Origin of the sequence: Roseomonas sp. E05 (assembly GCF_030063475.1) — a bacterium.
Taxonomy (GTDB): Bacteria; Pseudomonadota; Alphaproteobacteria; order Acetobacterales; family Acetobacteraceae; genus Pseudoroseomonas.
In genome coordinates, this window is sequence record NZ_JASIRT010000044.1 from 12,482 (window position 1) to 30,421 (window position 17,940).

Annotated in this window: 19 protein-coding genes and 2 pseudogenes; 11 read left to right on the forward strand and 10 right to left on the reverse strand. The window is 68.0% G+C overall.

Translation table 11 applies throughout. The features are described 5' to 3' along the window. Positions 1–12 precede the first annotated feature (12 nt). From QMO56_RS24505 to QMO56_RS24545, 9 genes are all read right to left on the reverse strand, one after another. Positions 13–963, reverse strand: coding sequence for a type II secretion system F family protein (locus QMO56_RS24505; RefSeq protein WP_283529932.1), 951 nt, complete (start codon positions 961–963; stop codon positions 13–15). Next, entirely contained in the window at positions 960–1,910 is a 951-nt protein-coding gene (locus QMO56_RS24510; RefSeq protein ID WP_283529934.1) for a type II secretion system F family protein, read from the reverse strand. Before QMO56_RS24510 ends, QMO56_RS24505 begins: the two co-directional genes overlap by 4 nt. Then, entirely contained in the window at positions 1,907–3,244 is a 1,338-nt protein-coding gene (locus tag QMO56_RS24515) for a CpaF family protein (protein WP_283529936.1), read from the reverse strand. The genes QMO56_RS24510 and QMO56_RS24515 overlap by 4 nt, the downstream gene beginning before the upstream one ends. Further along, complete coding sequence (locus tag QMO56_RS24520; protein ID WP_283529938.1) at positions 3,241–4,470, reverse strand: pilus assembly protein; 1,230 nt, start codon at positions 4,468–4,470, stop codon at positions 3,241–3,243. Before QMO56_RS24520 ends, QMO56_RS24515 begins: the two co-directional genes overlap by 4 nt. Then, entirely contained in the window at positions 4,457–4,729 is a 273-nt protein-coding gene (locus QMO56_RS24525) for a hypothetical protein (RefSeq protein ID WP_283529939.1), read from the reverse strand. The genes QMO56_RS24520 and QMO56_RS24525 overlap by 14 nt, the downstream gene beginning before the upstream one ends. A 6-nt stretch (positions 4,730–4,735) precedes the next feature. After that, positions 4,736–6,247, reverse strand: coding sequence for a type II and III secretion system protein family protein (locus QMO56_RS24530; RefSeq protein ID WP_283529941.1), 1,512 nt, complete (start codon positions 6,245–6,247; stop codon positions 4,736–4,738). After that, the gene (gene cpaB / locus QMO56_RS24535; protein WP_283529943.1) at positions 6,244–7,092 is read right to left on the reverse strand and encodes a Flp pilus assembly protein CpaB; all 849 of its coding nucleotides are present in this window, start codon (positions 7,090–7,092) and stop codon (positions 6,244–6,246) included. Before cpaB ends, QMO56_RS24530 begins: the two co-directional genes overlap by 4 nt. Positions 7,093–7,101: 9 nt before the next feature. Beyond that, positions 7,102–7,596 (reverse strand): prepilin peptidase, encoded by a 495-nt coding sequence (locus tag QMO56_RS24540; protein WP_283529945.1) that lies wholly within the window; start codon positions 7,594–7,596, stop codon positions 7,102–7,104. 88 nt (positions 7,597–7,684) lie between these two features. Next, the gene (locus QMO56_RS24545) at positions 7,685–7,888 is read right to left on the reverse strand and encodes a Flp family type IVb pilin (protein ID WP_283529948.1); all 204 of its coding nucleotides are present in this window, start codon (positions 7,886–7,888) and stop codon (positions 7,685–7,687) included. 304 nt (positions 7,889–8,192) lie between these two features. Here QMO56_RS24545 and QMO56_RS24550 point away from each other — a divergent pair, with 304 nt between their 5' ends. The 11 genes and pseudogenes from QMO56_RS24550 (at position 8,193) to QMO56_RS24600 (ending at position 17,756) form a co-directional block, all read left to right on the forward strand. After that, complete coding sequence (locus QMO56_RS24550) at positions 8,193–9,566, forward strand: pilus assembly protein TadG-related protein (RefSeq protein WP_283529949.1); 1,374 nt, start codon at positions 8,193–8,195, stop codon at positions 9,564–9,566. Between the two features lie 5 nt (positions 9,567–9,571). Beyond that, entirely contained in the window at positions 9,572–10,009 is a 438-nt protein-coding gene (locus tag QMO56_RS24555; RefSeq protein WP_283529951.1) for a TadE/TadG family type IV pilus assembly protein, read from the forward strand. Continuing rightward, complete coding sequence (locus tag QMO56_RS24560; protein ID WP_283529953.1) at positions 9,987–10,406, forward strand: TadE/TadG family type IV pilus assembly protein; 420 nt, start codon at positions 9,987–9,989, stop codon at positions 10,404–10,406. The genes QMO56_RS24555 and QMO56_RS24560 overlap by 23 nt, the downstream gene beginning before the upstream one ends. Before the next feature lie 62 nt (positions 10,407–10,468). Then, positions 10,469–10,735 (forward strand): annotated as a pseudogene (locus QMO56_RS24565) (transposase); the annotation flags it as partial. A 178-nt stretch (positions 10,736–10,913) separates the two neighbouring features. Then, complete coding sequence (locus QMO56_RS24570; RefSeq protein ID WP_283529955.1) at positions 10,914–11,801, forward strand: LysR family transcriptional regulator; 888 nt, start codon at positions 10,914–10,916, stop codon at positions 11,799–11,801. 127 nt (positions 11,802–11,928) lie between these two features. Then, positions 11,929–12,366 carry a DoxX family protein gene (locus tag QMO56_RS24575; protein ID WP_283529956.1) on the forward strand — a complete coding sequence of 146 codons (438 nt, stop codon included), beginning with the start codon at positions 11,929–11,931 and terminating at the stop codon, positions 12,364–12,366. 94 nt (positions 12,367–12,460) lie between these two features. Beyond that, complete coding sequence (locus QMO56_RS24580; protein WP_283529959.1) at positions 12,461–13,339, forward strand: VOC family protein; 879 nt, start codon at positions 12,461–12,463, stop codon at positions 13,337–13,339. Between the two features lie 11 nt (positions 13,340–13,350). After that, on the forward strand, positions 13,351–14,334 hold the full coding sequence (locus tag QMO56_RS24585; protein WP_283529961.1) for a glutathione S-transferase family protein: 984 nt from the start codon (positions 13,351–13,353) through the stop codon (positions 14,332–14,334). Between the two features lie 38 nt (positions 14,335–14,372). Further along, on the forward strand, positions 14,373–15,371 hold the full coding sequence (locus QMO56_RS24590) for an alpha/beta fold hydrolase (protein ID WP_283529963.1): 999 nt from the start codon (positions 14,373–14,375) through the stop codon (positions 15,369–15,371). A gap of 71 nt (positions 15,372–15,442) precedes the next feature. Further along, on the forward strand, positions 15,443–15,646 hold the full coding sequence (locus QMO56_RS24595) for a 4-oxalocrotonate tautomerase family protein (protein ID WP_283529965.1): 204 nt from the start codon (positions 15,443–15,445) through the stop codon (positions 15,644–15,646). A 142-nt stretch (positions 15,647–15,788) separates the two neighbouring features. Next, positions 15,789–17,756 (forward strand): FUSC family protein, encoded by a 1,968-nt coding sequence (locus tag QMO56_RS24600; protein ID WP_283529967.1) that lies wholly within the window; start codon positions 15,789–15,791, stop codon positions 17,754–17,756. Positions 17,757–17,820: 64 nt separating this feature from the next. Here QMO56_RS24600 and QMO56_RS24605 read toward each other — a convergent pair. Continuing rightward, positions 17,821–17,940 (reverse strand): annotated as a pseudogene (locus tag QMO56_RS24605) (IS481 family transposase); the annotation flags it as partial.

A 17,940-nucleotide genomic window follows, 5' to 3' on the forward strand; every position in this document is an offset into this window, starting at 1 on the left:
GCGGGTCCCCCTTCAGCTTCCCGAGAACTGCGCGATGAGGCGGATGGCGGAGGGGCCGATCAGCACGATGAACAGGCAGGGCAGGATGAACAGGATCAGCGGCAGCACCAGCAGGGCCGGCAGCCGGGCGGCACGCTCCTCCAGCCTGACCATGCGTTCCTGCCGCATTTCGCCGGCCAGCACGCGCAGAGCCTGCGCCAGCGGTGTGCCGTAGCGCAGGGTCTGCGACAGCGTCGCCGACAGGCGTTGGAAGCTCTCGATCCCCGTGCGCTCGCCGAGACGCATCAGCGCGGCGCTCCGGTCGGGCAGCATGCGCAGTTCCTGGCCCAGCAGCGACAACTCGACGGCGATGGCCGGGTTGGAGAATTCCATCTCGCGCGCCACACGCTCTACCGCGCTGTCGAGGCCCAGGCCGGCTTCGGCGCAGACCACCATCAGGTCCAGTGCGTCCGGCAGGCCACGCGACAGCGCCGCCACATAGGGCCGCCGCAGCCCGGCCACCACCCAGCCGGGCGCCAGTATGCCGAGGACCAGCCCGGCGGACGGCATCAGCCAGATCTTTTGTCCGCCGCCGCTGAACTCCGCCAGCAGCCAGCCGAGCAGCGGCAACAGGATGACGGCGATCAACTTGGTGCCGAGAAAGGTCGGGACCGCACGGTGCGGATTGAAGCCCGCCGCCGCCACTGCGCGCTCCAGCTCGGCCAGGTCCTTGGCGGAGAACAGGGCGGTGCGCCGCAGGACCTCGCCGAGCTGCTGGAGGGCACGCCCGAGCGGCTGCATCGCCTTGGCCTGCCGCCGTGGCGACGTGCTGGAAGGTCGCGTGACTTGGCGAATCCGCGCGGCCAGGTCACGCTGACGCGCCTCCATGTTCAGCAGCAGCGCTGCGGCGAGCGCCAGCAGCGCCGCGGCGCCGCCAGCAAGGGCGGCGAGCATCAGAGGTGAAACGGACGGGGCGGCGATCATTCGCTGGTGTTCTTGCGGATCAGCCAGCGGATGGTCAGCAGGCCGGTTGCCAGCAGCGTCGCGGCGGCCATCAGCAGCGTCTGGCCCAGCGGCGTGTTGAAGAAGAGGTCGAGATAGCCGGGCTGCAGAAAGGACAGGCCGAGCGCCGCGAAGAAGGGCAGCACTGCCAGGATCGCCGCCGAGGTGCGGGCTTCCGAGGCCAGGGCCCGGGCACGGCTGCGCATCGCCACGCGCTTGCGCACCATGTCGGCCAGGGTATCCAGCGCTGCCGTCGGGCTGCCGCCGGTCTGTGCCTGGAGGCCGATCATCACCGAGAAGAAAGCGAATTCCGCCAGCCGCGTGCGCTCATAGAGATTCCACAATGCGGCTTCAGCGGAGCGGCCGATGGCGATCTCGCCGACGACGCGGCCATAGGCCTCCCGCGTCGGCGAGGGCATCTCCCGCGCGATGCTGCGCAGTGCCTCGGTCATCGGCAGGCCAGCGCGCAGGCCGCGGACGATGACGCCGAGAGTATCCGGGAATTGCCGGAACAGCGCGCCGGTGTAGCGGCGATGCTGCCACAGAAAGATGGTGCGGACGGCCAGGGTGCCCGAGACGGTGCCGAGCGCGATGGCGGGCAGCGGCCCCAGATAGCCCTCGGCGCGCCAGAAACTGAGCAGTCCGGCCAACACGCCCGCCCCCGCCACGACCGGCCAGGGCAGGATGTGCTCGGCCGGGTTGTCGGGATTGTAGCAGACCAGGCGCAGGATGCGGCCCAGCAAGGGATTGCTCTGGCGGGGCGTCACGCGGATGCTGGGCAGGCTGCGCGCCGTCGGAGCGGCGGGCGCCGTGACCACCTGCACACCCTGCACCCGCGCCCGCAGCTTCGCCTCGGCGCCGCCGCGCAAGATCATTGCGGCAGCGAGGCAGAGCAGCGCCGCAACCGTCGCCAGAAGTGCGGGCATCATTCGGGCAGTTCCTGCAGGGCGTCCATCCAAACGCGCTCCAGACCAAAATAGCGCAGCTTCTCGGAGAAGATCGGACGCGTACGCGGGCTGACATAGCGGCCAAGCAGCCGGCCATTAGCATCCTCGCCCTCAAAGGCGAAGGTGAACACCTCGTTCATCGTGATCACGTCGCCTTCCAGGCCGCAGACCTCAGAGATCTGCGAGACGCGGCGCACGCCGTCGCGCATGCGCTCGACCTGGATGATCATGTCCACCGCGCTGGCGATCTGCGTACGGATGGCACGCGGCGGCAGCGACATGCTGCCCATCTGCACCATGTTCTCGATGCGCGTGACGGCATCGCGCGTGGTATTGGCGTGCACCGTGCAGAACGAGCCGTCATGACCGGTGTTCATGGCCTGCAGCATGTCGAAGGCCTCGGCGCCACGCACCTCGCCCACAATGATGCGATCCGGGCGCATCCGCAGAGCGTTCTTCATCAGATCGCGCTGGGTGATCTCGCCCTTCCCCTCCAGATTCGGCGGGCGGGTCTCCAGGCGCACCACATGCGGCTGCTGAAGCTGCAGCTCCGCAGCGTCCTCAATGGTGACGATGCGTTCATCAGGGTCGATCAGCCGGCTCAGTGCGTTCATCATCGTGGTCTTGCCGGAGCCGGTGCCGCCGGAGACGACCATGTTGAGCCGGCAGCGCGCCGCGACCTCCAGTACCCGCGCGACCTGCGGGATCATGCTGCCATTCGCCACCATTGCGGTGAAATCGATCTTCGACTTCGAGAACTTGCGTATCGACAGGCAGGGTCCGTCCAGCGCCAGCGGCGGGAAGACGACGTTGACGCGGCTGCCATCGGCCAAGCGGCAGTCCAACAGCGGGCTCGACTCATCGACGCGGCGCCCGACCGCCGCCGCCATCTTCTGCGCGATGTTGGCGACCTGCGCCGCATCGCGGAAGCGCACATCGGAGGGGCGCATCTTGCCGCGCACCTCCACGAAGACCCGGTCCGGGCCGTTCACCATGATGTCGCTGATGCTGTCATCCTGCAGCAGCGGCTCCAGAGGGCCGTAGCCGACCATGTCATGGGTCAGCTCCTCCGCCAGCCGCGCCTGCTCGCGCGCCGAGAGTTCCAGCCGGTCACGATCGGCCACCTCGTGCACGATGGCCTCAAGCTGGCTGCGCAGGGCGGGTGCCGACAACTCAGCGGCGACAACGGGGTCAACGCGCTCCATCACCTGACTGCGCAGCCGCAGCAGCGGCACTTCCCGCGACGGAGCAGGATTGACGGGCGCCGCGCTGGCCAGCGGCGGCGCAGTTTCAGAGCGGCGACCGAAGGTCTTCATGACCGCCACAACCGCGCCAGACGGCGCAGCCTGCTTTCCGCAGCCTGGGCCTGCGGCTTGGCGCCGGAGATTTCCCCGGCCAGGGGCGCGAGGGCACGGCGGAAGCCGGCGCTGTCGTGCAGGGCAGGACGACCGAGATTCATGGCTTTCGGCAACTGCGTTGGAAAGTCGGGAATGCTGATGTCCGGTACGCTGCCAAGGCCTTCCGCGACCAGAGCCGCGCTGAGCCCGCCACGCATCCCGGCGCGGTTGAGCACCACCAGGGGCGCCGCTCCGCCGGCCAGCGCCGCGACCATACGTCGCCCCGCGCCTGCATCGCGGATGCTCGCCACGTCCGGCCCCATCACGAGGATGCGGTGGCGCGCAAGGGCGAGTACACGACGCTCAACCGTCGCCGGCGGCATGGGAAGGTCGGCAACGATGATGTTGAAGCGGGAGCGCAGCAGCCCAAGCAGGCGGGAAATGCCTTCCTCGGTCGGCGCCGGGCTGGTTTCGAAGGCCTCCTCGGCGGCGATCAACCGCAGGCGGTCGGAGATCGGGATGGAGACGCGGTCCAGGAACAGCGCATCGACCCGGTCCGGCTCTTCCAGCGCCACCCGCAGGCCCGCCCCGGGACGAACGCCCAGCGCCAGCGCCGTACTGCCGCCGCGCAAGTGCAGGTCGAGCAGGGCGACATGGCCTCGCGTCGTCTCTGAAAGATGCAGCGCCAGGTTGGTGGCGATGGTGGTGGCGCCCACCCCGCCCCGGACGCCGCCGACGGCGATGATATGGCCGCCACGCGGCGCGGTGGCGCCATGCCCTGCCCGAGCGGCCACCAGTTCCGCCAGGGGGGGGCCAAAGAGGCGGCTCACATTATCGCGGGTGAGCGGCTTGTAGATATATTCCTCGACGCCAAGCTCGCGCGTAATGTCGCGGTAGAAGCTCAGATCGGCGCGCTCACCCACCACCAACACACGTACATCTGGGCTGCACACCGTCGCGAGCCGATCCAGCTCAGCGGCGGCATCCTCCACACCAGAGACATCGACGATCAGCAGGCGCGGTGTCGGCTCGCGCTCAAGCGTCCGCACAGCAGTGCGGACATTGCCGCGCCGCACCGGCAGCGCATCAGACCATTCCGCGAGGCCGCCCCGCAGCGCCGCCTCGCTATCCTCGTCGGCGAGGAAGGCGAGCAGGACAGGCCGCTCGGAGACGCCCCCAAGCCGTGCCGCCTCACTGGCCAGCATGGGCCGTGGTCCCCGAGGCGCGCGGGTCAATGAGCAGGCGCGTCTTGCCCTCACGCAGCCACTGCACCGCTGCCGCGGCGGTGTCGGCACGGCTGTCCGACGTGCCGATGCCTTGTTCCGCATGGGCCGGATCAACCAGCATGGCGCGCAGGTTACGGTCGTTCAGCCCTTCGGCATGCCAGGTGCCGGGACGCAGCATCGGGTCCGAGCCGCAGCCGGCCAGCAGCAGGAAGGCCCCGAGGGCGAGAGGCTTGGCCATGGTGCGCTACTCCAGCATGAAGCCGGCATCGACCGGTCGGCGGAGAACCGGAAGCGGCGGAGCACCCCGCGCCACCTGACGCCGCTGCAGCACGCGTTCCAGATCCGTCGCGGGCCGGAAGCGGTCGGTCGGCGCTGCCAGCGCCGCCGGTTCCGAGACCGCGCGGACGATGTAAGGCGTGACGATGATCACGAGCTCACTCTCACTGCGCTGAAACAGATCGGAGCGGAACAGCGGCCCCAGCACCGGCAGATCCCCCAGGCCGGCGAAGCCCTGCTGAACCTGCGTGCTGTTGCGCTGCAGCAGCCCGGCGATGGCGAAGCTTTGCCCGCTGCCGAGTTCCACCGTGGTCTCGGCGCGGCGAACCGTCAGCGCCGGGATCTGCACCGTGCCATTGGCCAGCGGCACGCTGATGGCGCCGTTCTGCGACAGCTCGCTCACCTCGGGGCGCACCCGCAGGCTCATGCGGTCGGCCGAGAGCACCGTTGGCACGAAGGAGAGGCTGACGCCGAAGGGCTTGAACTCGATGGTGATCGCATTGTTCTGCGCACTCGCCGCGACCGGCACGGGAAACTCGCCGCCAGCCAGGAAGCTCGCCGTCTCGCCTGATTGGGCGGTCAGATTCGGTTCTGCCAGGATGGTGATCAGCTGGTCGGCGGCCAGCGCATCGATTACCGCGTTGATGTCAAGGCGCGAGGTGGAGAGGCCGCCGGCGAGACGCGCGGCGGAGGCCGCGCCGCTCAGCGAGGTAGCGCCGCTGGCCACGGCGCCCGCGACGGTATTGGCGACCGGGCCGCTGCGCAGGCCGAAGGCGAAGCTGCCGATCGAGCCGAGCGCCTGCCAGTTGAGACCCAGTTCGCGCGTGATCTGCCGCGAGATCTCGGCGATGCGGACGCGGACATTCACCTGGGTGCTGCTGCGCACCACCAGCTCGTTGCTTACGGTGCGCTCCTTCCCACCGAAGGCGGCGGCCAGGGTGGCAGCGCGATGCGCCTCGGCGGGCGAGGCGACGCTGCCTTCCAGCACGAGGGCGGAAGGAGTAACGCGCACGCGCAGCCCCTGCCCGCCTGGCACCGCGTCGCGCAGCGCGGCTTCCAGTGCCGCCGCATTCACCGGCGTGGCAGCGGGGGCCGCACCAGAGGGCTCTGCCAAGGGCGCGCCGGCAGCAGGCCCCACCATGCCGCGCACAGTCACATCATACTGCGCCACCAGGGAGCCGTCCTCCGCCGTGGCAATCAGAGTGGTCCGCCCCTCCGCCACGCCCATGACGAAAAGGCGGGTGGGTGCGGTCGGCTGCACGCGGGCGATGCGTGGATCGGCTGCGATCACGGTGGCAGCGGGGCGCGGCAAGGTGAGCAACTGCCCGGTGCCCGCCTGCAGGCGGGCACTGCCCATCAGCGGGGCCACCGGCCCGGCCGGCGCCACGGTGGGCAGGTCCGGCTGGGCCCGGGCGGAGGCCAGCGGCGACAGAACCAGAAGACCGGCGCAAAGCAGGCGGCGCGCAGGAGGAAAGCTCATCGAAAGGTCAGATCCTGCGTCTCGCCGCCCTGGATCACCCGCATTCGCAAACCCGCGGCCTGCTCGCTGCGCGAGAGGGCGGAGGACACATCCCCGCTGAAGACCGCGACAGGCCGGGCGGTTGTATCGGCGGCTGCCGTTTCTTCCATGGCGCGTACCGTAACGGAAAGCCGGCCGAGCCGTCCAGCCACCGCCACCCGCTCCGCCTGCCGGGCGGAAACCTCCAGCGTCACCGTGCGCGCGATGTCACGGGCGGCGGTATCACCGCTGGCGCCCTGGGTCAGCTTCTGGTCCACCGCGATCACGCGGATGTCGGTCAGCACGGTTTCCGCAAAGACGCGGCGGCCGAGCGGCGCTTGGGCGGGCTCAAGTTCCTGGGTCAGGATCAGATCGACCTGGTCGCCAGGCCAGATCAGCCCGGCCGTGCCGGTGACGGCATCGACGCCGACCGAGATCGCGCGCATCCCCGGACGCAGCACGGCGGCCAGGAAGCCACGGTCCCGCGGGCGCAGGACGTCATCACGAGACAGCAGCGCCCCGGCCTCGAGGTACTGGCGCAGCATGGCGCCGCGCAGCGCGGCACGCTCCTCCGGAGAGTCGCGCAGCGCCGCCTCGGAGGCGCTGCCAGGCGGCACCTCGCGCACCGCCAAGTCCTCCTCCTTCAGCAGCGAGCCGGCCAGAAGCGGGCGCGCGGCGACGAGAACGCGGATACGCACGGGCGGCGGCGGCGGCGCCGCCTCCGCTTGCGCGACCGGCCGTGGAGCTGGTGGCTGCACCGCCTGCCAGGCAACCAGCCCCAGGCCGGCCGCTGCGAGCAGCAGAACTAGAACGAGGAGAAGGCGCATCGTCGGATCTCATGCCCCCCGCAGCAGAACCACGGCGCCGCCCAGGGCAATGGCGACACCATAGGGCAGTGGACCGCGGCGACGGATACGCCAAGCCTCCACCCTGAAAAGGCGCGGAAGGACGGTGCGCGCCGCCGTAGGGCGCGCAAGACGCGCCGGGATTAGCCGCGACAGCACGAGGTAAGCCAGGGCCAGCACGCCGCCCGCGGCCGCAGTGACAATCAGGAAGTCCCAAATTGCGGCCGGCCTCATACCGAGCGCCAGGGCCGACATCAGTTTCACGTCACCGCCGCCCAGGGCACCCCGGGCAAACAGGAACAGAAGAAGAATGAAGAGGAGTGCGGCGGCAAGAAGCGAAACCAGCAGGGCCTGCGGACCGGCCCAGAAGCGCCAAGCAAGGCCGATCAGGGCAAGGAGGAGGCTGGCAGTATCCGGGATGGTGCGCGTCGCGACATCCCGCCACGCGGCAACGGCCAGGACGGGCAGGAAGGCGAGGAAAAGCATCGCCGGCCTCTTCTATTTCTCGAACCCCCAGAAAGGCGGGGAAGAAGACGAGGCGGCCCTTCTGGCGCCGCCTCGCCATCAGGACTTATTAGCTGCCTGAGGTAGTACCTGCGGCGGTGTCGATCTGCGACATCACCGAGGTGAAGAACGGCGTGATCTTGCCTCCAAAGCTCGTGGCGGCGCCAGCAACGGCCACAACCAGCACAGCCGCGATCACGCCGTACTCCAGCGCGGTCACGCCCTTGCGGTCCGCCTTCAGGCTGGCGAGCAGGTAAAGTGCCTTACCCATCATGGGATTCTCTCCGATCTCGCATCCGGTAGGCGGACCACGCGATCACACGCCCATCGCGTGATCATTTCGGGTAACCGCTCGTCTCGGTAGCAAAGATGTGATAGCACCTCGCGCCCTACCAGGAGAAGAACTTTTTAATGTTTATCAACCACAGCGCGTGCTGCTAGGTATGTGTCGTGGTTGTAGCTCTACCCCTCGTGGCATCTTGAAGATCCTTACCGGATCCGGCTTGTTCCACCCTGATCGGCCTAGTCCCGTGTCCCCTCGCCCCCTTTCCGCCCGGCTTCGCCTCCCCAAAGCCGCCTTGCGCCGGCTCCGCCACGACCGACGGGGCGCCACCGCTCTGCTCTTCGCCGTCAGCGCGACAGCCCTGCTGGGAGTCGTCGCCCTCGCCGCCGATGGCGGGCTGCTCTACCTGGTCCAGCAACGCGCGCAGAGCGCCGCCGACACGGCGGCCATCGCCGCCGCCTCGGCCGCCGAGACGCGGACACGCGACGCTGCTCTCGCCGCCGGCATCGAGGTCGCCGGACTGAACGGCTTCGCCGGTTCGGGCGATACCACCCTGGCCGTCCGCAACCCGCCGGCAAGCGGCGTCTTCAAGGACAACATGCAGGCCTATGAGGTGGAGATCCGCCACCGGCAGCCCCTCGCCATGGCCGGAGCCCTGCTCGGCCAGCCCGAGGGCGAGATCGGCGTGCGCGCGGTGGCCATGCTGAAAGGCACCACGCAGGTCTGCCTGCTGGCGCTCAACGGGACCGTCAGCGTCGCCAGCTTCAGCAAATTCTCGGCGCAGGGCTGCGCGCTGGGCGCCAACAGCACAGGCTCGGGCGCGGTGAAAATCGACAATTCCGGCAGCTTCTCGGCGCAGGGCGTGGTGACCGCCGGAACCTGCAGCGGCTGCACCAATCGGAACGTGACCCTGGCGGAGGGCTATCAGGAGCAGGCGCCCGCGATCGCCAATCCCTATGCCAGACTCAACAACCTGACGGCGCCGAACCCGCCCTGCACCACCACCAACCCCAAAGATTTCACCTTCAACACGCGCGCCCAAATGCCGCCCTACGAGCAGACCGGCACGGCATTCTGCAACCAAGCCTACAAGATCGGAAGCGACAGCAAGGTGCCGCTCGACGCCGGCACCTACATCTTCCACAATGCTTCCCTGACCATCAGCAGCCTCTCCGAACTTACCTGCGACGGTTGCACCTTCATCCTGGTCGGCACCGGCACCGGCACCACCGCTTCCTTCAGCGCGGAGAATCTCAGCCGCTTTCTCTGCGACAACTGCACCGTCGCCCTGCTCGGCAGCAGCCCTGGACAAGTCAACTTCACCAGCCTCTCAAGCGCACGCATCACCGCGCCCCGGGTCAACAGCTACGATCCTGCCCTGAACGGGATGATCATCGTCCGTTCGGATTCCGGCCCGACCGGCAGCAGCAGCAATCCCACCCTACGAATGTCAAGTCTCAGCTCCATTGCCTTGCTCGGCGGAATCTATGTGCCGAACGGCTATACGAGGATCACCAATATGTCGGCGCCAGACCCGAGCACCTGCCTGCCGATCGTCGTCGGCACGCTGGAGATCGGGCAACTCAGCAATTTCCCGTTCGACGTCAGCGGCTGTCCCGCCCGCAACACGGCGGTCCCGGAAATCCGAGTGCCCCGGCTGGTGGAGTGATGCGGATGCTGGCTCGGCTCCGAGCCTGCCGCCGGGGCGTCTCCGCCCTGGAATTCGCGCTCGTCGCGCCCGTCCTCGCCCTGATGGCACTGGGAGGCTTTGATCTGGGCAATGCTGTCCTGCAAAATCTCCGGCTGGAAGCGGCGGCACGGGCCGGCGCGCAATATGCCTTCACCCGGCCGACGGACGGCGCCGGCATTACCGCCGCCATCCGCGCCAACCTGCCGGGCTGGGCGGACATCACCGTGCCCGATCCGGTGGTGGCCTGCCGCTGTGAGGATGGCAGCACGGTCAGTTGCACGGGCGGCAGTTGCGGCACGGCCGCGCCGGCGATGTATGTCTCCATTGAGGTCAACAGGCCCTTCATCGCGAGCACACCGCTGACGGCCGCCGTCTTCCCTTCCACCGTGCTGCATGGCCATGCCGAGCTTCGCCTGCGCTAGGCTGGGGCGGCGCGGTGCGCTCTCCCTGGAACTTGGCCTCGTCGCCCTTCCCTTTCTGATGCTGCTGCTGGGTGGCATCGAGCTGGCGCGCTACGCCTATACTGTGGAAGCAGTCGAACGCCACGCCAATGCCACTCTGCGCGCCGCGCTGGTGTATGTTGGGGGCGACACCACCAACCGCTGCCTTTCCGAGCTATCGGCCGCGATTGCCCCCCCTGCCCTGCTCCCCGGACTGGCCGCGGATCGGATGATCCGGAACCAGGCCAGCTGCGCAATCGACAGCACCAGCCGGCAGATAACGGTCCGTGTTGCCGTCGCCTACCGCTTCAGCTTCATCGCGGCTTTGTTTGGTGCCGTCGAGCAAGAGATTAGCCGGACAGCACAACAGAGCCTTTGACAGCGTAAAGCTGGACTTGCTTCGGAAAAGTGGAGGGTTCCTGATGAGGCAAGGGGAACTCGATGCCGCAGCAGAGACGGTTCATGAAGGCATTCGAGGACGAGGCCGTCCGGTTGGTCCGGACGAGCGGGCGGAGCCAGCGCGAGATCGCTGAGGGCCTCGGGATTGGTCTGTCGACGCTGGTCCATTGGATCAGCCGGAGCCGGGACCGGCAGATCGATGCGCCGGGCCGCTCCGGGCAGGAAGACGTCGCCGCCGAGCTGAAGCGGCTGCGACGGGAGAACGGGATCCTTCGCCAGGAGCGGGACATCCTCAAGCGGGCCACGGCGGGTTCAACCGGTCCGCGCAGCATGATTGATTTCATGGTGCTCTGGGAGGATCCACGATGCCGCGAACCGGTCGGCCTGGCCCTGACGAGCCCCCTTCCACACCGGGGTAGCGTGGTCCTTGATGAGCGTTGTCCTTTCAGCATCGGGGTGGGAAGTGGATCGTCTGGAATGCGACCGCATGTTCGTCGCGGTCATGGAAACCGGGAGCTTCACCGCCGCAGCGGCGCGGCTTGGTACAAGCTCTGGCCAAGCCTCGAAGCTCGTCTCCCGCCTGGAGGCCGAACTCGGGGTGCGTCTCCTGAACCGCACAACCCGGGCCGTCTCTGCGACGGAGGCCGGTCAGGCCTACTTCGAGCGCATCCGGCCGCTCCTGGAGGAGTTCGACATCCTCGACCTGTCGATCAAGAACAGTGCGCAGGTCCCGCGCGGGCGGCTCCGCCTCACGGCACCGTTGACCTTCGGCACCATGGAACTGACACCGGCGCTGAACGACTTCGCAATGCGCTACCCCGAGATCGACCTGGAGGTGAGCTTCACGGACCGGGTGGTGAGCCTCGTCGATGAGGGCTTCGACATGGCGGTCCGGGTCGGTCGGACGGAGGACAGCAGCCTGATCGCGCGCAAGCTGTGCGACGTGCGGATCGTCCTGGTCGGCGCCGAGCGCTATCTCGCGCGGCGCGGCGAGCCGACCGTGCCTGGCGACCTCGCCGGCCATGACTGCATCGCCGACACCAATTTCCGAGAGCCGAACCTCTGGCGCTTCCGGGCCGCCGACGGCGAGCCGCTGGCAATCCCCGTTGCCGGACGCCTGCGATACTCGAACGCGGAGGCCTGCCTGCAGGCGGCCGAAGCCGGCCTCGGCCTCGCCTACGTGCCTGGATTCGTGGCCGGTCCGGCGCTACGGACAGGGCGGGTCAGACGCCTGCTGGAAGCCTTCGAGCCGGCCCCCTTCGGCGTGCACGCCCTTTATCCCCATAGCCGCCACCTGGCCGCGAAGGTCCGGGCACTTGTCGACTGCCTGATCGAGCGCTACCGCGGCGCGCCGCACTGGGAGAATGACTGGTAACCGACTACTTCCAATTCGGAAGTTATGACCTTCCAGTGCGCCGGATTATCGCGACGGCAGCAGTAGGCCATGTGTCCCCCAGGCAAGCGCCACGCGGCGCCACACCTTGCCAGGGAGGACATGACCCATGTCGCAAGCCTCATCCACCACCGTTCCGACCACCTGGGCCGGCGTCAGCAACCCCAGCCTCGCCGCCGCCATCCTGCGCGCCGCGCTCGGCGTCCTGTTCCTCGCCCATGCCGGGCTGAAGATCTTCGTCTTCACGCCGGCCGGGACCGCGGGTTTCTTCCAGAGCATCGGCTTCCCCGGGCCGCTCGCCTACCTCGTCATCGCCGCGGAGGTCGTGGGCGGCATCGCCCTGATTCTCGGCCTGTGGACGCGCTGGGTGTCGCTGGCGCTCGTGCCCATCCTGCTGGGCTCGATCTATGCCCCGCACGGCGCGGCCGGGTTCTTCTTTTCGAACACCGGTGGCGGCTGGGAATTCCCGGCCTTCTGGACCGTTGCCCTCGTCGTGCAGTCCCTGCTCGGGGACGGCGCCTTCGCCCTCGGACGCAAGCGGGCCTGACCGCCGAACGCACCCTCCGGACAGCGGCCGGTGCCGGGCTGGCCAAGGAGCCCGGCACCGGCCGCGACCTTCCATCCGCCTGAAGGACCACCCCATGTCCGCCGCCATCCAGCATCCTGAAGCCGCCTTCGATCTCGGCGCCGCACCGATGCGGATCGGCCGCGTCCGGCTGAGGGTGCGTGACCTCGCCACCGTCTCCGGCTTCTACCAGGACGTCCTCGGGCTTGTGCCCGTCGAGCAATCAATCGGGCGCCTCGCCCTCGGCCTGCCGGGGGTGCCCCTTCTCGAGCTGACTGGCGACCCTAGCCTCGCGCCTCTCGACCGCCGCCAGGCCGGGCTGTTCCACACGGCCTTCCTATTGCCTGACCGGGCGAGCCTCGGACGCTGGCTGGGCTTCGTCGCGCAGCGGCGGATCAGCCTCCTCGGTGCCTCTGACCACGGGGTCAGCGAGGCGATCTACCTGGCCGACCCGGAGGGCAACGGGATCGAGGTCTATGCGGACCGCCCGGTGGCCACCTGGCGCTCGGCTGGCGGGCAGCTCGCCATGCCGAGCGAGCCGCTCGACCTTCAGGACCTTCTCGGCGCTGGGGATGGAGCCTGGATGGGTATGCCCGCCGGGACCGTGATCGGGCACGTCCACCTGCAGGTCGGCGACACCGCAGCGGCCGAGCGGTACTACCGCGACATCCTCGGGTTCGAGGTGACCTGCCGCTACCCGGGCGGCAGCTTCTTCGGCGCCGGCGGCTACCATCATCAGCTCGCCGCCAACACCTGGAACAGCCGCCGGGCGGGCTCACGTCCGGAGCGTATGGTGGGCCTCGACAGCGTGGAAATTGTGGTCCCCGACGCCGCGGTGAGGGACGCGATCGAAGAGAGGGCGCGGGCCGCTGGCCTGCGCGCCGAGCCCGATACCAACCGAGGCACGATGCTGCACGACCCCTGGGGCACCAGCATCACCTTGGTTTCCGGCTGAGGAGGGTCATCATGCTCGTCAACGGGATATGGACAGCCGACTGGCACCCGGTCCAGGCGAAGGACGAGAAGGGCGGCTTCGTCCGGCAGACCTCGAGCTTTCGCAACTGGATCACGTCTGACGGCGGCGCCGGGCCGACCGGCGAAGATGGCTTCGCCGCGGAGGCCGGGCGTTACCACCTCTACGTTGCGCTGATCTGCCCCTGGGCCTCGCGCACGCTCATCGCGCGCAAGATCAAGGGATTGGAGAAGGTGGTGTCCGTCTCCGTCGTCGAGCCCGCGCTGACGGAGCAGGGCTGGCGCTTCGGCGACGATCCCGGCGCCGGCCGGGATGCGGTGAACGGTGCCACCTACCTGCACGAGATCTACACACGGGCCGATCCCCGCTTCACTGGTCGCGCGACGGTGCCGGTGCTCTGGGACCGCAAGCTCGGCACGATCGTGAACAATGAGTCCGCCGACATCGTCCGCATGTTCAACGCCGGCTTCGGCGAGCTCGCCGACGAGACGGTGGACCTCTGCCCGGCGGAGCTGGCGGAGGAGATCGACGCGCTGAACGCGCGCATCTATCCAAGTCTCAATAACGGGGTCTACCGCGCCGGCTTCGCAACCACCCAAGAGGCCTACGAGGAGGCTTTCGCCGAGGTCTTCGCGATGCTAGATGAGCTGGAACGCCGGCTCGCTGACGGCTGCGCTTTCCTGCTCGGCGACCGCTTCACCGAGGCCGACATCCGCCTCTTCGTGACGCTGGTCCGGTTCGACTCCGCCTATTATGGGCTGTTTAAGTGCAATCTGCGCCGAATCGCGGACTACCCCAGCCTCAGCGCATACCTTGCGCGCGTCTTCGCCCTCCCGGGCGTGCGCGAGACCGTCAGCATCGACCACATCAAGCGCGGCTACTACTCGATCAAGGCGCTGAACCCGACCGGCATCGTCCCGGTCGGCCCCGACCTTCCGGGTTTGGCTCCCGCAGCATGCACCGCGCGCAGTCCCTGACGGTGACCCTGCGTCGATCTCCATGAGGTAACAGGACCATGCGAAAGCAGCTTCTCCGGGCCTTTTGTGCCCTCTCGCTGATCGCCGCCTCGGGGCCGGTGGTCGCCGACCCGGCCGTGTCCGTGCTCGGGCGGGACTACACCTTCCCGAACCGGATCGAGGGCCTTCCGGCGCGGCTGTCCGACTTCGCCGGGCTGCAGATCAACTCCTTCGTCACGAGCGACGGGGCCCGGCTCTCCTACTGGGAGGCCGGCCAGGGCAGGCCGCTGGTCTTCATGCCGGGCTGGTCGGCGAACGGGGCCGAGTTCGTCAACGTCATGTACCTGCTCAGCAGGCACTACCACGTCTACGTTCTCGATCCCCGCAACCAGGGCCTGTCGCAGCGGGTCGACTACGGCACCCGCATCTCGCGCTTTGCCGTGGACCTGAAGGAGTTCGCCGACCATCTCCGCCTGCAGTCCGCCGACTTCGTCGGTTGGTCCATGGGGGCTTCGGTCCTCTGGAGCTACATCGACCTCTTCGGCACAGGACGTATCCGCCGCCTCGCCATCATCGACGAGCCGATTTCCATCTACAGCCACGCCGACTGGTCCGAGCGGGAGCGGCTGGAGGCCGGCGGGATGACCACCTCGCCGGAGCGGATGATCGCCGCCTTCACGCAGGGTGCGCCGACCAACAGCCTCATCGTGGACATGAGCGCGGTGGAGCGCGCCATGGCCATGGACGCGCCGGCCTTCCAGAACTCCGCGAGCTTCGCGCGGGAGTTCATCCAGAACGATCCGGCCGCCATGGCGCGGGTGCTCTTCGACCACATCACCAATGACTGGCGCGACGTGGTCCGCCGCAAGATCAACGTGCCGACCGCGATCTTCACGGGCGAGCTTAGCCACAACCTGCCGAGCCAGCGGTGGATGCACTCGGTCATCCCGGACTCCACGCTCCATGTCTACTCGGCGGCCGAGCAGGGTGACCACTTCCTCGCGTTCAAGAATCCCGAGCGGTTTACGAGGGACCTTCGGGCATTTCTCGAGCGCTGAGTGAAAACCGGGCCGCAACTGTCAGCGCCCCCGGCTTCCTCTTCTTACTTCATCATCAAAGGAGACAGACCATGCCTGTTGTTCGTGTGAGCTGGTTCGAGGGCAAGAGCCACGACCAGAAGGCGAAGGTGGCGGCGGAGATCACCGACAGCATCGTCCGCAACACCGGGACCGATCCGAAGTACATCTACGTGATCTTCGAGGACGTGGCACCGAGCGACTGGGCCGGGGAAGGAAGGCTCTTTGGCGGCCCGACAGCCGCAGGCAAGGAATAACCCTGCTTCCGACGGCTCCGATAGCCTCCGGGGCGGTAGCGGCCAAAGCTGCTGCCGTCCTTCGGCTTGACCGCTCAATCGACGATGTCCCGTAAGGCAGATCAGACCGGGCATCCTCGATCGCTTCCATCAGGACAGAACCTTGAAGCCCTTGGCCGCAGCCCTCACCGATCCGGCAGCCCGCAATGTCGCCATCCGGCTAACCGTGGCATCCACGCTCGCCATGGCTGCGGCAACCGCCTTGTCCCTTCCGAATCCGTGGTGGGCCGCCATGACGGTCTGGATGGTGGGTCAGCCGCCGCGGGGCCTCCTGTTTGAGCGCAGCCTTGCCCAACTTCTCGGCTCTTTTCTCGGGGCCGCAGCTGGGGTCGCGCTAGTCCTGCCGTGGCCCGGTGTTCCGGCTGCATCCCTTTTCGGCCTCGCGGTTTGGATCGCCCTTTGCTGCGGCATCGCCAACGTGATGCGGCACCAGCGCGCCTATGGTGCAGCACTGTGCGGGCTGACGTCCGCAGTCATTGTCTCGCTCACGCTGGGGACTCATGTCGATCCGGTCGGCTTTGCGGCTGCCCGCGCCATGGACAGCGTGCTAGGGATCGGATCGGCGATCCTCGTCGCGGCATCTCTCAGCCCGCCCTCGTCCGGCTCGACGGTCGCGAGCCGTGCCCGGACGGTGACCTCGCAAGCCCTTGTGCTGATCGCGGAGGCACTGACCGAACCCGGAACGCGATCGCTTGCGCGGGAACGCGAGTTCCTGCTGTCGCTCGCCTCCCTCGAGGCATCCGCGGAGGACGAGGCCGCGGGATCGATCACGGCCCGGCGCAAGCTGAAGGAGCTGCACGCATTGTTCGCGTTCCTTCTCGATCTTCTTGTCGTCGCCCGCGCCATCCGCTCGCGCGAGGGCTCCGCGCTTGCCCCCGGGCATGCCGACATGGCAGTCCTGCGGGAGGCGTTCGAGCGGGCCGCCGGATCCCTGGATGCTGGAGATCTCGACGTCCAGGGCATCATTGAGGCGTCGCAACGGATTGAGAAGGCGGACCCGGTGCTGTCCCCAGTTCTCGAGGAGATGAGGACCCTGCTGCTGCGTGCCGCCGCCGGCTACGGACAGGTCATGGCGGCCGCCATCCAACCTGCGCCGCGCTGGTCAATCCCGCATCCCGACGTCGCGGCGTTGCGGTTGGCTGTGCTCAGGGGAGCACTCGCCGTCTCCCTTGTGGGGCTCGCATGGCTCTCGATTGGCTGGGACCCGTTGCGGTACCTGGTACTTGGCGCCGGCATCTTCACAGTCCTGTTCTCCGCAGTGGATGAGCCCGTCCCGGCCGTCCGCAAGATCCTCATCGGCGGGCTCGGCGCGGCGGTCGCGGCCTTCCTGTGGCGCATCGTGATGCTTCCAGAACTCGCGAACGGCTGGCTCTCGCTCGCGCTCGCAGTTCCTCTCGTGTTCGGTGCGTCGCTGTTGCAGGCGAGGCAGGCCACCGTCTTCGTCGGGCTCGCCTTCAACATGCTCTTTGCGGTGCTCGCGCGCCCAGTGGACACGGTCCCAAGCTCCCCGATCGGTCTCGCCGGGATCGAGGTGATGCTCCTGTCCGGAATCGCTGTGAGCTATGCCTTCTATCGCTGGCTGCTGCCGATGAATACCCAGCGGCGCCGGATGCATCTCAGGGCGTCCATTCGCAGGGAGGTTGCCGCCATCTCGATCCGAGCCGGGACCTCTTGGGCCGCGCGCCATCTCGCACGCTTGCGCTATCTTGTCCTCAGTCTCGCGGTCCGATCCCGCGGTCGGGTCCATGAGGCCGAGGATGCGCTCGCGGCGCTTTCCCTTGGGCACGCGCTCTTCCGGCTCGGTGAGATGGAATCCGTCATGCCACTCCCGAACGCGGATCGTCGGATCATTCGGGAAACGCTTCGCCTGACAGCTTCCCCCCTAGACGATCCCCTTCGGACCGGACAGAAGCTGCGCAGCCTTGCCGCCCGGATCAGCCCGATTGATGAGGCAGGTGTCACGTCTGCGGCGCAGGCGAGCAGGATGTGCTGGCTCCTTGAGCTGGCTGCGAATGACCTCACCACGCATCCATCCATCTTCGTTTCACCGCAAGCAGGCGCAAACCGATAGGTGTGCTTGGCATCCGGATGGTTGGCTTCATGGCCAGCCCCCATCGGCCGGTCCGGGCAAGATTTTAGGTGTGTAGTCCCGGGATGAGGTGGTGCGGGTTGATCTTGAAGATGGCGGGGTCCTTGGTCCAGGCATCACAGACGGCCTGGAACGGTGTGCGCCATCGGAGCGCCTTGAGGTGTTT